This window comes from Streptomyces mutomycini (assembly GCF_001700505.1).
Classification (GTDB): domain Bacteria; phylum Actinomycetota; class Actinomycetes; order Streptomycetales; family Streptomycetaceae; genus Streptomyces; species Streptomyces mutomycini.
This window is the reverse complement of record NZ_MAPV01000054.1, coordinates 48,452-61,364: the sequence shown is the minus strand read 5'-3', so window position 1 is coordinate 61,364 and position 12,913 is coordinate 48,452. Positions and strand designations below refer to the sequence as shown.

11 protein-coding genes are annotated in these 12,913 nt (G+C 72.3%); 6 read left to right on the top strand and 5 right to left on the bottom strand.

What is annotated here, in order from left to right; genetic code table 11:
* Positions 1 to 940 (top strand): outer membrane protein assembly factor BamB family protein (locus BFF76_RS08685; RefSeq protein WP_167359478.1); only part of this gene is annotated, 940 nt, incomplete at its 5' end.
* 4 nt (positions 941 to 944) lie between these two features.
* Here the strand turns inward: BFF76_RS08685 and BFF76_RS08680 are convergent.
* Positions 945 to 1,610, bottom strand: coding sequence for a hypothetical protein (locus BFF76_RS08680; RefSeq protein WP_053930565.1), 666 nt, complete (start codon positions 1,608 to 1,610; stop codon positions 945 to 947).
* A 213-nt stretch (positions 1,611 to 1,823) separates the two neighbouring features.
* On the opposite strand from BFF76_RS08680, the gene BFF76_RS08675 reads away from it, so the two are divergent.
* Entirely contained in the window at positions 1,824 to 2,354 is a 531-nt protein-coding gene (locus BFF76_RS08675) for a hypothetical protein (RefSeq protein WP_031093086.1), read from the top strand.
* A gap of 159 nt (positions 2,355 to 2,513) precedes the next feature.
* Here BFF76_RS08675 and BFF76_RS08670 read toward each other — a convergent pair whose 3' ends face one another.
* From BFF76_RS08670 to BFF76_RS08660, 3 genes are all read right to left on the bottom strand, one after another.
* Positions 2,514 to 2,705 (bottom strand): hypothetical protein, encoded by a 192-nt coding sequence (locus tag BFF76_RS08670; protein ID WP_031093085.1) that lies wholly within the window; start codon positions 2,703 to 2,705, stop codon positions 2,514 to 2,516.
* 197 nt (positions 2,706 to 2,902) lie between these two features.
* The gene (gene afsR, locus BFF76_RS08665; RefSeq protein ID WP_053930564.1) at positions 2,903 to 5,857 is read right to left on the bottom strand and encodes an SARP-family global regulator AfsR; all 2,955 of its coding nucleotides are present in this window, start codon (positions 5,855 to 5,857) and stop codon (positions 2,903 to 2,905) included.
* Between the two features lie 360 nt (positions 5,858 to 6,217).
* A complete protein-coding gene (locus BFF76_RS08660; protein WP_003967102.1) occupies positions 6,218 to 6,421 on the bottom strand; it encodes a cold-shock protein in 204 nt (67 codons plus the stop codon).
* Positions 6,422 to 6,706: 285 nt separating this feature from the next.
* Here BFF76_RS08660 and BFF76_RS08655 point away from each other — a divergent pair, with 285 nt between their 5' ends.
* The 4 genes from BFF76_RS08655 (at position 6,707) to BFF76_RS08640 (ending at position 11,624) form a co-directional block, all read left to right on the top strand.
* A complete protein-coding gene (locus BFF76_RS08655; protein ID WP_031093083.1) occupies positions 6,707 to 7,585 on the top strand; it encodes a menaquinone biosynthetic enzyme MqnA/MqnD family protein in 879 nt (292 codons plus the stop codon).
* 441 nt (positions 7,586 to 8,026) lie between these two features.
* Positions 8,027 to 9,700 carry a serine/threonine-protein kinase gene (locus BFF76_RS08650; protein ID WP_065847861.1) on the top strand — a complete coding sequence of 558 codons (1,674 nt, stop codon included), beginning with the start codon at positions 8,027 to 8,029 and terminating at the stop codon, positions 9,698 to 9,700.
* 72 nt (positions 9,701 to 9,772) lie between these two features.
* Positions 9,773 to 10,972, top strand: coding sequence for a cyclic dehypoxanthinyl futalosine synthase (gene mqnC, locus BFF76_RS08645; RefSeq protein WP_053930562.1), 1,200 nt, complete (start codon positions 9,773 to 9,775; stop codon positions 10,970 to 10,972).
* 7 nt (positions 10,973 to 10,979) lie between these two features.
* Complete coding sequence (locus BFF76_RS08640) at positions 10,980 to 11,624, top strand: imidazolonepropionase-like domain-containing protein (protein ID WP_031093078.1); 645 nt, start codon at positions 10,980 to 10,982, stop codon at positions 11,622 to 11,624.
* 32 nt (positions 11,625 to 11,656) lie between these two features.
* Here BFF76_RS08640 and BFF76_RS08635 read toward each other — a convergent pair whose 3' ends face one another.
* Positions 11,657 to 12,598 carry a DUF3152 domain-containing protein gene (locus tag BFF76_RS08635; protein WP_078958946.1) on the bottom strand — a complete coding sequence of 314 codons (942 nt, stop codon included), beginning with the start codon at positions 12,596 to 12,598 and terminating at the stop codon, positions 11,657 to 11,659.
* Positions 12,599 to 12,913 lie beyond the last annotated feature (315 nt).

Below are 12,913 nucleotides of genomic sequence, written 5' to 3'. Positions count from 1 at the left end.
GTCCCTGTACGCGCTGGACGCGGCGACCGGTACCGAGAGGTGGCGGCTGCAGACCGACGCCTGGGTGTACTCCCTCAAGGCCGACCGGGGCACCGTCCTGACCGGGACGCGAGGCGGCGGCGTACAGGCGTGGGAGGCGTCCAGCGGCGAGAAGCTGTGGGAGACCTCGGGTGTCCAGACGGACTTCGAGACACCGGAGGCCGGGCCTCTCATCCACGACGGCACGGTCTACCTGTGGCAGGACGCCCGGCTGCGGGCCGTCGACGCGCGCACCGGCACGGAGCGCTGGTCCTACCCCGTCGGTGACGCGGCGTCCTGCGGCGGGGTCCCCGTCCGGGTGACACCCGCGCCCGACGGCTTCGTGTACGTCGCGGCGGGGACCCGGGTACTGGCCGTGGACACGGTCTCGGGCCGGGTCCGCTGGCACTTCGAGTCACCGGCGGTCTTCCTGTCCCCGCCCGCCTTCGCGCCCGGTCCCGCGGTCACGGGCGGTGGTGTGTACCTCGCCGACTACCTCGGCACCGTGTACGCCCTGGACGCCTCGACCGGCAAGGACCGGTGGCGGATCGCGACGGAGGCCCGGCAGTCCATCGAGCCCCCGCTGGTGACGGCGGGCAACGTGCACGTCGGAAGCGGCAGCGCGCTCTACACCCTGGACGCGGTGACCGGCACGCCGAAGTGGCGATTCGCCGCGGGCGGCGAGGTGGTCGGCGCGCCCGTGGTCGCGGACGGCCGGGTCCACTTCGGCTCGGCCGACCATGTGCTCTACACGCTGGACGCGGCGGGTGGCCAGCTCCGCTGGAAGCTGGCCACGGGCGGCGAGATCACGGGGTCCCCGGTGGCACAGGGCGGTGTCGTGTACGCCTGCAGCAAGGACCGCTGCGTGTACGCGCTCGACGCGCTGAAGGGCACCGGGACGGGGAACAGGGCCCGCGCCTGAGACCTCAGGGGTGGGGCGGGTTGTAGCGGTTCCGGTCCTGCTGTTCGCCCTCGACGGGGTGCTGGACCGGGTACTGGGCGGTGTCCTCGTCGGCGGGCGACGCCCGGTGCCTGCCCGGTCCGGTGTACGGGTCCGCCTCGGGCTCCGGCCCGGGGGACGTCTGCGCGGCCGGGCCCGGTTCCTGCGTCGGCGGCCAGGTGTCGGGACGGTCGTCCGGCGGTACGGGATACGGTGCGGCGACGTCCCGCTGCCGCGTCCCTCGCCGCCCCGACATCACCAGCGCGCCCAGCAGGAGCAGCACGCCGCCCGCCAGGGCCTGTGCCACGCCCCAGCGGAGCCCGGAGCCCTCGCCGCCGACGGTCAGGCTTCCCGCGTCCTGCCCCTGCCTGACCATCCACAGCACGGTGAAGCCGAGGACGACCAGGCCGGCGAACGCCACCACCCAGCGCGAGCGGAGCACGACCCCCACGATCGTCACCAGGGCGGCGAACAGGAACGGAAGCAGGATCGAGCCCATGACCGACGACGAGGCGCCGGTGATGCCCTCGAAGAGGCCCTGGATGCGGTAGTCCCGCCCGAGGCGGTCGTTGTACCAGCTGTGGAAGGGGCTCTGCACGGCCGCCGCCGCTCCCACGAGGGCGACGACGGAACCGAGGACGTTGCGGATCATCGACAGCCTCCCGGGCCATGGCGCACGGCTGTGCGCACCGCTCCCCGGACCGACGCTACGCCCGGCCGCTGCTCCCTGCCATCGGAGACCATGACGAGACCGTGACAGGGTCATGACCGCGTCATGGGTGAGCGCCCGTGCTGCTGTGAGTAGCGTTGTCGGGCGGCCGTGCGACGGCCGTAGGAGCCGACTACAGCTAGGGGGGCTGCATCGATGGTGCGGCGACAGATGAGGTTCGCGGCGGTACTGGTCGTGGTGGTGCTCGCGCTCACAGGGTTTTCCACGTCCAGCCACGGCGGCAAGGGCCGCAGCAGCAGCGGCGGTTCGAGCGGCGGGGGCTGCTCCAGCTCCAAGAAGAGCAACAGCGGCTACCGCGACTACGACGACGACTACGACGACAGCTCGTCGAGCTCGTCAGGCGGTTCCACGTACTCCACCCCGACGCCGGGCCCCACCGCCTCGGACGCCCCCGACATCCGCGTCATCCGCTGCGCGCAGCCCAAGAAGGGCAAGCGCAGGGCGGTGACCTCCTCGACGGTCGAGATCCGCTCGACGGCGTCCCTCTCGCACACCTACGAGGTGGACGTGACGTTCCTGGACGCCGCGGGCCGGACCGTCGACACGGGCGAGGCCACGGTCGACCTGGACTACGACGAGACCGAGACCCTGACGGTCAGGATGGACAGCCCGCGCCTGGCCTCCAAGGTGAAGCGCTGCCAGGTCACGGCTGAGCTGCTCCACTGACGCCGCTCGGCCTGATGCCCGGTACGGCAGCCACGAAGCCCGTGCCGAGCGGGGAGTGCGGACGAGGCCACAGCCAAAGACCTGGCCGGACGCGGACACACAGCGGCCGCGACGGCTCCCCCTCCGCGCCGCCGCGGCCGCTCCCCGTGCGAATTCGGTCTACTTGGCGGTGGGAGCCGACGCGTGGTTGTCCAGCGTCGTGATCTCTTCACCGGAGGCGTGGTTGTCCAGAGTGGTGATGCCGCCACCCGAGGCGTGGTTGTCCTGCGTGGTGACATCCGTGCCGGCGTCGGACGCGTGGTTGTCCTGCGGCTTGAGGAGGTCGTCCTTGGCCTTCTTCGCTTCGCTCATCGTCAGCTCCCGTTCGTCGTTCCATGCAGAGTCAGGCGATGCCCGCCCGGCAATTCCCCCGTGGATCGCCGGGCGGGCATCTCAGGGCCGCTCACCCTAGTGGGACGGCCGTAACCTCGATCCGTCTGCCCCCCGACGCGACGGCTCGATGGACTACAGACTGGCGCCCGGCGATAAACGAACGATGAACGCAGCGGCTAGGCAGCGGCCACGGGGCTCAGCAACAGGCGCGCTTCCTCCGCCTCGGGCGCGCCCAACTGCTCGTAGATCGCGAGGGCTTCGAGCCAGCAGGCCCGTGCGCGGTCGGGCTGGCCGATGCTGTCGAGCGCCTTGCCGAGAACGGTCAGCACAGTGCCGCGGCGCCACTCGCCGCCGATGCCCCGGAGCGCGATCGCCTGCTCCGCGTGCGCGGCCGCCAGGGTGGGGCGCAGTGCGGCCAGGTGAGCCTCCGCCAGCCGGAAATGCGTGACGCCTTCCCACAGCGGCTGCCGGTTGTCGTGGAAGAGTGCCAGCGCTTCCGTGAGCTGGGTCAGGGCCTCGGGCAGCCGGCCCGCCCGGGTCAGGGCGATGCCGAGGGCGTAACGGCCGTTGGCCAGACGGAGGCTGAGGCCCATCCGGTCGTAGATGTCGATGCCCTGCTGTGCGAGCTCTATCGCACTGGGAATGCGGCCGAGGGACACGTGGATCCGGGAGAGGTTGCACAGGGCGCTCGCCTGGCCGACGTAGTTGCTGTCGGCCCGGAAGTTCTCGATGGCCTGGAGCAGGTACCGCTCGCCCTCCTCGTGCCGCCCCTGGTAGATGGCGATCACTCCCCGGTCGTTGGGTGCCCAGCAGTTGGGAACCGGGTCGTCGGCGGAATGTGCGAGCTGCATGGCCCGCTGGGCCTCGGCGTCGGCCTCGTCGAAACGGCCCGCCACGATGTGGACGTTGGTGATGGTGGTCCGGGCCCGGCCCTCGGCGCGTGCGTCACCGTAGGTCTGGGCGGCGTCCCGCGTCGTCAGGGCCGCCGACTCGTAACTCTTCGAGTTCGCTCCTGACTCCGCCAGGTCCTTCGCGGCCCACAGCAGGTCGACCGCCCGGCGGAGCATGCTGTGGCCCGTCGACTGCTGCGCACACGCCAGGAGGCAGTGCGCCTCGGAGTAGAGCCAGTCCAGGGCGGAGTGGCGGTCCTCGAATGTGAGCCCCGGATACCGTGTCGGCTCCAGATGGGCGACCAGCCGGTCTCCCGGCCGCTCCAGCGCGTACACCCCCGCCGCCGTCGCCAGGTAGAAGTCCAGCAGCCGTGACAGCGCCAGCTCCCGTCCGGCCGGCGGCTGTTCGTCGCGTTCCGCGCACGCACGCGCGTAGAGGCGCACCAGGTCGTGGTAGCGGTAGCGGCCCGGGGCCGCCGATTCCAGGAGGCTGGTGTCGACCAGGGACTCCAGGAGGTCCTCCGCCGTGTGCGGGTCCAGGTTCAGGAGCGCGGCCGCCGCGGCGAGGGAGATGTCCGGGCCGTCCGCCAGCCCCAGGAGGCGGAAGGCGCGGGCCTGGGCCGGTTCCAGCTGGCCGTAGCCGAGCTCGAAGGTGGCCTTCACCGCGAGGTCGCCGGCCTGGAGCTCGTCGAGGCGGCGGCGTTCGTCGGCGAGCTTCGCGGCCAGCACCGAGACGGTCCACGTGCGGCGGGCGGCCAGCCGGGAGGCGGCGATGCGGATGGCCAGCGGCAGGAAGCCGCACGCGGCCACCACGTCCAGCGCCGCCTCGCGCTCCGAGCGGACGCGTTCGTCGCCGACGATGCGGGTGAAGAGCTGCAGGGCCTCCTCCGGGGACATCACGTCCAGGTCCACCAGGTGCGCTCCGGCCAGGTCGACCATGCGGACGCGGCTGGTGACCAGCGCCGCACAGCCTTCCGTGCCGGGGAGCAGCGGCCGGATCTGGGCCGCGTCGTGGGCGTTGTCGAGCAGGACCAGGATGCGGCGGCCGTCGAGGGCGGAGCGGTAGAGAGCGGCCCGCTCGTCCAGGGAGTCCGGGATCGCGGAGTCGGCGGTGCCCAGCGCGCGCAGGAACGCGCCGAGGACGGTCTCGGGTTCGGCGGCCCTGGCGCCGGCGCCCTGGAGGTCGACGTACAGCTGTCCGTCCGGGAAGTGCGGGCGTGCCTGGTGGGCGACGTGCACAGCGAGGGTGGTCTTGCCGACGCCGCCGATGCCGGCCAGCGCGGATACCGCCATGACGGACCCCTCGGCGCTGACGAGCCGGTCACCCAGGTCGCGTACGAACGAGGCCCGGCCCGTGAAGTCCGGGACCGTGGCGGGGAGCTGGGCCGGGCGGACCGGGACGGAGGCAGGGGCCGGATCGTCGGCCGGGCGGGCCAGTTCCTCGTCCGCCCGGAGGATCCTCTGCTGGAGCTGGGCCAGCTCGGGGCGCGGGTCGACGCCCAGCTCCTCGGCGAGCAGACGCCGGGTGTCCGCGTACACCGCGAGGGCCTCGGCCTGCCGGCCGCTGCGGTACAGCGCGATCATCAGGAGCTCGCGCAGTCGTTCGCGCAGGGGGTGCGCCGCGGTGAGCGCGGTCAGTTCGGAGACCGCCTCCGCGTGGCAGCCGACCTCCAGGTCCAGGTCGAGCCGGGTCTCGGTGAGCTGGAGGCGCCATTCCTCCAGACTGGTGCGCTGGTTCTCGGCGTAAGGGCCGGGGAGGGAGGCGAGGGGCTCGCCGTCCCAGAGGCCGAGGAGCTTGTTGATCAGCGTGCGGGCCTGGCAGCGGTCCCCGCCGCCGCGGGCCTTCTCGGCCTCGGACGCCAGGTCCTGGGCGAGCGTCAGGTCCAGGGCCTCGCGCGGGATCCGGACGGCGTATCCGCCGGCCTCGCTGACCAGGGTGTCCTGGCCCAGGGTCTTGCGGAGCCGGGACGCGTACGTCCGTACCGTGGCCAGAGCCTGGGACGGTGGGTCGTCGCCCCAGAGGGCGTCGATGAGTTCGGCGGCGGTGGCCGTGCGTCCGTCGCGCAGCAGCAGCGCGGCGAGCAGGGCGCGTTGCTGCGGAGAACCTGATGGCAGGGCCTCGCTGCCGCGCCAGGCGCGTACGGGGCCGAGCACGGTGAACCGCAGCCCGGTGCCGGCCGCCCGTTCCCGCGCCACGCGCTGCTCCGGAACGCGCACGCCGGGTCCGTTGTCGCGGTCCATGATGCCCCCTGTCCTGCTTGCCCCGCCGGTGCTGATTCCGCTCTGCTCCGTACCGCTGGTATCGCGGTCAACAGTCTGCCTTGTTGTGGGCGGGCTCGTCAGTATCGGGTGGCGCTCTGCACAGGCCCTCGACACGATTGAGGGACGAGGGGCGGTACGGAGGGTGACGTCAGGTCAGCCGGCGAGGGGCAGCTGGTGTTCGGTGACCCACTTCTCGCGGTCCTCGGTTCACACGGTGACAGGGCCGAGGAAGCGCCGCGCCCTTTCTCGAAAAGGCAGGAGCCCCGTTCCCCCGCCGAAGCGGGGGAGCGGAGCTCCTTGGGTACTGCTCACTCGGCCGCGATCGGCCGACCCGGGCAACTAGGCCGGGGTGACGTTCTCAGCCTGCGGACCCTTGGGTCCCTGAGTGACGTCGAAGTTCACGACCTGGTTCTCCTCGAGGGAGCGGAACCCGGACGCGTTGATCGCGGAGTAGTGGACGAAGACATCCGGGCCGCCGCCGTCCTGGGCGATGAAGCCGAAGCCCTTTTCAGCGTTGAACCACTTGACGGTTCCGGTAGCCATAAGCCCTCCTTGGGCCAAAGGGTTGCCCTGCTCCAGAACCTGCAAACAAGTCTGAAAACTACAAAAGCCTGCGGGTTACATGCTCCGCAGGCTCTGTACTGCAAGGGAAACCAAACTGCAACTTGCGGCGAGCCTAGCACGCAGTCCGCGGGGAGCGGTAGAGGGAAAGATCACTTCACCCGGATGTTTGGCCGGCCCGTCCGAGAGCTGACGGACAGGGCCTTCGCGGAGGGGTCCGGGCGCCCCGATGACGCCTGCCGGGAGCGGCAGGACTAGCCTCGTGATGTGGACAATTCAACCGTCTCTCCCGTAGAAGGCGACGACCGTCGCAGCAGGCCGCGCGTCGGCCACATCCAGTTCCTGAACTGCCTCCCCCTCTACTGGGGCCTGGCACGGACCGGGACCCTGCTCGACCTGGAGCTCTCGAAGGACACCCCGGAAAGACTCAGTGAGCAGCTGGTCAGGGGGGACCTCGACATCGGTCCCGTCACCCTGGTGGAGTTCCTGCGCAACGCCGACGACCTGGTCGCCCTCCCCGACATCGCCGTCGGCTGCGACGGCCCGGTCATGTCGTGCGTGATCGTGTCCCAGCTTCCCCTGGACCAGCTGGACGGGGCCCGGGTGGCCCTCGGCTCGACCTCGCGCACCTCCGTACGGCTGGCCCAGCTGCTGCTCGCCGAGCGGTACGGCGTCACGCCCGACTACTACACCTGCCCGCCGGACCTCGGCCTGATGATGCAGGAGGCCGACGCGGCCGTCCTCATCGGTGACGCCGCGCTGCGGGCGAACCTCCATGACGCCCCCCGGCTGGGACTGCGGGTCCACGACCTGGGCGAGATGTGGAAGGAGTGGACGGGGCTGCCGTTCGTCTTCGCGGTCTGGGCGGCGCGCAAGGACTACCTGGCCTCGCACCCCGACTACGTGGAGAAGGTGCACGAGGCGTTCCTGGCCTCCCGTGACCTCTCGCTGGAGGAGGTCACCAAGGTCGCCGAGCAGGCGGCGCGCTGGGAGTCCTTCGACGCCGAGGTGCTGGAGCGCTACTTCACCACCCTGGACTTCCGCTTCGGCCCGGACCAGCTGGCGGGCGTGCGCGAGTTCGCCCGGCGGACCGGCCCGACGACCGGCTTCCCGGCGGACGTGAAGGTCGAACTGCTGGGCGGCTGACGTCTCGGAGTCCACCTTCCGGCGGTACTTCCGGCGGCACCCCGGGTGGCAGTTCCGGCGCCACTTCCGGCGGTGCGGGAATGGCGCGGGAAAGAAGATGAATCCCGTACCTTCCCGGGTCTTCCGTCCCCGCCCGCCTTTCCCCCGCCGCGCGCTTCCGGCATTCCGTTCCCGGGAATGGGCGCGAATGTCCGCAGTTCCGCCGCGGAGGCACTCTGCGCGGAAGCGAGGACCAATAGCGGAAGTCCCCCGGGAGGCCTTCCGGTTTACCTCCGGTGAAGCGGATCGGCACGGAAGAGCGGCGTATTCGCGCCTTTCCGTGTGGCGAAATCCCTGCTTCGTGCCCATAGGGGCGATATCGGCGCAAGGGGTCTCCGTGACCCTGTGACCGGGGCGGCCTAGGCTGCCGTCCGAGTCCCGGGGCCCACAGGGGGAGACCGTATGCAGCCGCTGGAAGCCGGCGAACCGCACACCATCGGCGCCTACCGGCTGCTCGGCAGACTCGGCGCGGGCGGGATGGGCCGGGTCTACCTCGGCCGCAGCGCGGGCGGACGTACCGTCGCGGTCAAGGTCGTGCACCCCCACTTCGCCCTGGACGAGCAGTTCCGCGCGCGGTTCCGGCGCGAGGTGGACGCCGCGCGGAGGCTCGGCGCACAGTGGACGGCCCCGGTCCTGGACGCCGACCCCGACGCGTCCGTGCCGTGGGTGGCGACCGGTTACGTCGCCGGGCCGCCGCTCTCCGACGCGGTCACCCGCCACGGCCCGCTGCCCGAGTACGCCGTACGGGCCCTGGGGGCCGGGCTCGGTGAGGCCCTCGACGCCGTACACGCGCACGGGCTCATCCACCGGGACGTGAAGCCGTCCAACGTCCTGCTCGCCCTCGACGGGCCCCGGCTGATCGACTTCGGTATCGCGCGGGCCCTCGGCGCCACCGTCTCCCTCACCTCCACCGGCGTCTCCGTCGGCTCGCCCGGCTACATGGCGCCGGAACAGATCCGCGGCCTGGACATCTCCGGAGCCGCCGACGTCTTCTCGCTCGGCGCGGTCCTCGCCTACGCCGCGACCGGCAGCGCCCCCTTCGTGGGCGACTCCTCCGCCGTACTCCTCTACAAGGTGGTGCACGAGGAGCCCGAACTCGGCGAGCTGGAGGGAGGGCTGCGGGAGCTGGTGGCCGGGTGTCTCGCCAAGGACCCCGCCGAACGGCCCGCCCCCGCCGAGCTCGCCCGCCGGTTCGCACCCGGCGGGGCCGCGGCGCTGGTGTCGCCCGGCTGGCTGCCGGGCCCCCTGGTGCGCGAGGTCAGCAGGTCGGCGGTGGCCCTGCTGGACCTGGAACCGCAGGACGAGCCGGTGCGGTCGGGACCGGTGCCGTTCAGCAACGCGTCACTCGGGAGCGTGGCCCCCGGCGACTTCGGACCGCCGCAGCCCCCGTCTGCCCGGCCGCCGGCCGGCTCGGACACGGCGGGGGAGCACGGCCCCGGTGCCCGTATCGCCGTCGCCATGGACACCGGGCCGCAGTCCGGCACACGCCGGGGGCGGCGGGTCAGCTGCACCGTCGCGCTGGCGGTCGCGGGCGCCCTCGCCGCGGTGACCGTCGGCGCCGCGACGCTGGGGGACCTGTTCCCGGGCGGCGACAGCGACAGCGGCAACGGCCACGGGAGCGACGCCGCACACCCCCCGGCGGCCACCGGGTCACGAAACCCCACGACCGCCACACCGGACACCCCAGCGGGGTCCGCGCCCGTGAGCACACTGCCCAAGGCGTTCGCCGGCACGTGGAAGGGCCCCACGACCGAACGCAGCGGCGCGCCGCACGGCACACTCACCGCCGTGTTCGTCGAGGGGAGGAAGGGGGACGAGGTGGCCCGGCTGTCGTACAGGTTCGACGCGCTGGGAACGACCGTCGTCTGCAAGGGCGTCGGGACCCTGGCCTCCGGCACGGCCACCGAGCTGAGGATCCGGGAGCGCGCGGACCCGGACGCCCGCACCGGCGCGATGTGCACCGGGGGCGAGGCCGACCTGGTGTTCACCCTCGTCCCCGACGGCACCCTGCGCTACGAGTCCCACGAGGAGGCCGCGGGCAGGCCGAAGGGCACGCTCACCCGGTCCGACGGCTGAGCCCGGCAAGGGCTGGCGTAGGCTGGATCGGTCCGTCGATCCGCAGAGAAACCGCCGAAAGGTGACAGCCCGGTGACCGAGAAGGCCGACCTCCAGCCCGTCCTCGACCGAGCCGCCGCAGGCGGGCGGATCTCCCCGGAAGAGGCGCTCGACCTGTACAGGTCGGCACCGCTGCACGCGCTGGGGGCAGCGGCCGACGCCGTGCGCCGCCGCCGCTACGCCGGTACGGAGCACATCGCGACGTACATCATCGAGCGCAACATCAACTACACCAACGTCTGCGTCACGGCCTGCAAGTTCTGCGCGTTCTACGCGCCGCCCAAGGACACGGCCAAGGGCTGGTCCCGAGACCTCGACGACATCCTGCGCCGCTGCGCGGAGACCGTGGAGCTGGGCGGCACCCAGATCATGTTCCAGGGCGGTCACCACCCGGACTACGGCGTCGAGTACTACGAGGAGCACTTCTCCGCGATCAAGAAGGCGTTCCCGCAGCTGGTCATCCACTCGCTCGGTGCCTCCGAGATCGAGCACATGGCACGGATCTCGGGCGTCTCCGCGAAGGAGGCGATCGAGCGGATCCACGCCGCCGGTCTCGACTCCTTCGCCGGTGCCGGTGCCGAACTGCTGCCCGCCCGGCCGCGTACGGCGATCGCCCCGCTCAAGGAGTCCGGCGAGCGCTGGCTGGAGATCATGGAGATCGCCCACGGCCTCGGCGTCGAGTCCACCTCCACCATGCTGATGGGCACCGGCGAGACCAACGCCGAGCGCATCGAGCACCTGCGGATGATCCGTGACGTCCAGGACCGTACGGGCGGCTTCCGCGCCTTCATCCCGTACACCTACCAGCCGGAGAACAACAAGCTGAAGGGGCAGACGCAGGCCACGCTCTTCGAGTACCTGCGGATGATCGCCATCGCCCGGCTCTTCCTCGACAACGTCGCCCACATCCAGGGCTCCTGGCTGACCACCGGCAAGGAGGTCGGCCAGCTGTCCCTGCACTACGGCGCTGACGACCTCGGCTCGATCATGCTGGAGGAGAACGTCGTCTCCTCGGCCGGCGCCAAGCACCGCTCGAACCGGCTCGAGATCATCGACCTGATCCGCAAGGCGGGGCGCGTCCCCGCCCAGCGCGCCACGACCTACGAGCACCTGGTCGTCCACGACGACCCGGCGAACGACCCGGCCGACGAGCGCGTGGTCTCGCACATCTCCTCCACGGCGATCGCGGGCGGCACCGCGCACCCGGAGCTGAAGCTCCTCGACGCCAACTGAGGCACCCGTGCTGACCGTTCACGCCGCGCCGCTGGTCCTTCCGGTCGGCGCGGCAGGCATCGACGGGGGCGCCGTCGCCGTGGACGGCGACCGGATCGTGGCCCTCGGGCCGTACGAGCAGGTCGTGGACGCGCACCCGGCGGCCCGGGTCCGGCAGTGGCCGGGCGTCCTCACCCCGGGGCTGTGCCAGTGGGACGGCCTGCCGCTGCTGACCCGCCGCTACCACCCCGACCCGCGCGAGGCGGACGAGCTCGGCGAACAGCCCCTGTCCGGAGCCGAGTTCGAGCGTCTCGCCGAGCAGATGGACGGGCCCCGCCGGGCCGGCAGCGTACGGCGCGGGCTGCAGCGCATGCTGCGCCACGGCACCACCCACCTTGCCGGCGGCTTCACCGAACCCGCCGTGCGCACCGCCGTGCGCCGCGCGGGTCTGACGGAGGTCCCGCCCGCCGGGGCCCCGGCGGGCGAACCCGGCCTGGACCCCTTCGCGCGCGGACGTGACCTGCGGGGATCCGCGCACGGCCCGCTCGCCGTCGGAGGCCGCGCCGACCTGGCGGTCTTCGACGTGCCGGACGAGGCTGGGCTGTGCGCGGCGGGGGCGGCGACCTGCGTGGCCACGGTGCTCGGCGGGCGGCTGGTGTACCGGCGGCGGTGAGGCCGCGTCCCCGGGAAGTCCCGGCGGCGGCCTCACGGCACGGAGGGCCCGCCCAGGTAGCGGCCGTCCGTGTCGTAGGGCCAGGCGTTGGACGTGCAGCCCTTCAGCCCCTTGATCTGCTGCATCATGGCGGGGGCCGGCTTGCCGGGTCCGGGGCAGGTCTCGTGGCCGTGGCCCAGCCAGTGGCCCACCTCGTGGTTGATGATCAGCGCCCGGTACTCGGACGCGGGGCCGTCGAACGTCGGTGAACCCAGCTGCCACCGGGCCAGGTTGACCATGACGTTGTCCCCGCCGCGGCAGTTCACCTCGCCCCTGGTGTTCAGTCCGTACCGCCCGCAGAGCCGGTCGGTGGTCTTCGGCGTCCCGATCCGGATCACCAGCCCGGCCGATCCGTCGCCGACCTGACGGAAGGTGCGGCTCTTGCCCTTGCTCCAGCCCCGTGGGTCGGCGAGTATCTCCGCGACGTCCTCCGCGGCGCTGTCCGGATCCACCCCGATGCCGTCCTCCACCTCGACGCGGTAGCGGCTGCCGCCGCCTTCGGACGTGACGCCCTCGCGCGCCACCGTGAAGGTGCCGGGACCCGAGTGCGGCACGGAGTCCGGGTCGACGGACTCCTCGGTGCCCGGCGAGTCCCCGGGCGGCTCCGAGGGCTTCGGGCTCACCAGTAACTTCGGCGAGGCCGAGGCGGGGGCCGGCGGCGAGGTCCCGGCCGCGGAGGGCCGGGCGGGCTCCTGGCCGGCCGCGACCGCCGAGCCGTCGTCCTGCCACGGCGGGGCGACGTAGAGGAACGCCGCGACGGCCGCCGACACGACCACGGTCCCGGCCAGGGCCGCCCGTCTTCGTCTCAGCCGTTTCCGGCGGGCCGTGTCCCTCCGGGACTGCGCGCGCGAGGGCCGTCTCCCCGGTGCGGGTGCTCCGGCACCCCCGCGGCCCCCGGCGGCGCCTCGTATTCGGTGTGTCTCGTCACTGTGCATGTTCTGATGATCATCCGTGGTTTCGGTATGGCCGTACAGTCCGGATGGATCATCCGCCCCGCACGCTGACCTGCTGCCCGCGCACCGGTGCCCCTCCGCGTGCCGCTCGGCGTCCAGCGGTCCGCTCTCCCGTGCTGCACAAAGGAGTTGCCGCGTGGGCACCGGCATGGAAAACCCTTCCTCCCCGTCCGGTGAGACGTGGATCAGGGCGGTGCTGTTCCCGGAATCGGGGGCGATCGGCTCCGGGGGTGTCCCGCCGCCGTCCGGACGGGCCGGGAACGTCACCGCAGGAGCGCGTCCGGGCCCGAAAGGCCG

Excerpts from the sequence above, each read along its gene's own strand:
- BFF76_RS08650 (WP_065847861.1), top strand. The coding sequence starts at position 8,027 with ATGCAGCCGCTGGAAGCCGGCGAACCGCACACCATCGGCGCCTACCGG.
- BFF76_RS08680 (WP_053930565.1), bottom strand. The coding sequence starts at position 1,610 with ATGATCCGCAACGTCCTCGGTTCCGTCGTCGCCCTCGTGGGAGCGGCG.
- afsR (WP_053930564.1), bottom strand. The coding sequence starts at position 5,857 with ATGGACCGCGACAACGGACCCGGCGTGCGCGTTCCGGAGCAGCGCGTG.
- BFF76_RS08670 (WP_031093085.1), bottom strand. The coding sequence starts at position 2,705 with ATGAGCGAAGCGAAGAAGGCCAAGGACGACCTCCTCAAGCCGCAGGAC.
- BFF76_RS08660 (WP_003967102.1), bottom strand. The coding sequence starts at position 6,421 with ATGGCTACCGGAACCGTCAAGTGGTTCAACGCTGAAAAGGGCTTCGGC.
- BFF76_RS08675 (WP_031093086.1), top strand. The coding sequence starts at position 1,824 with ATGGTGCGGCGACAGATGAGGTTCGCGGCGGTACTGGTCGTGGTGGTG.
- BFF76_RS08635 (WP_078958946.1), bottom strand. The coding sequence starts at position 12,598 with ATGCACAGTGACGAGACACACCGAATACGAGGCGCCGCCGGGGGCCGC.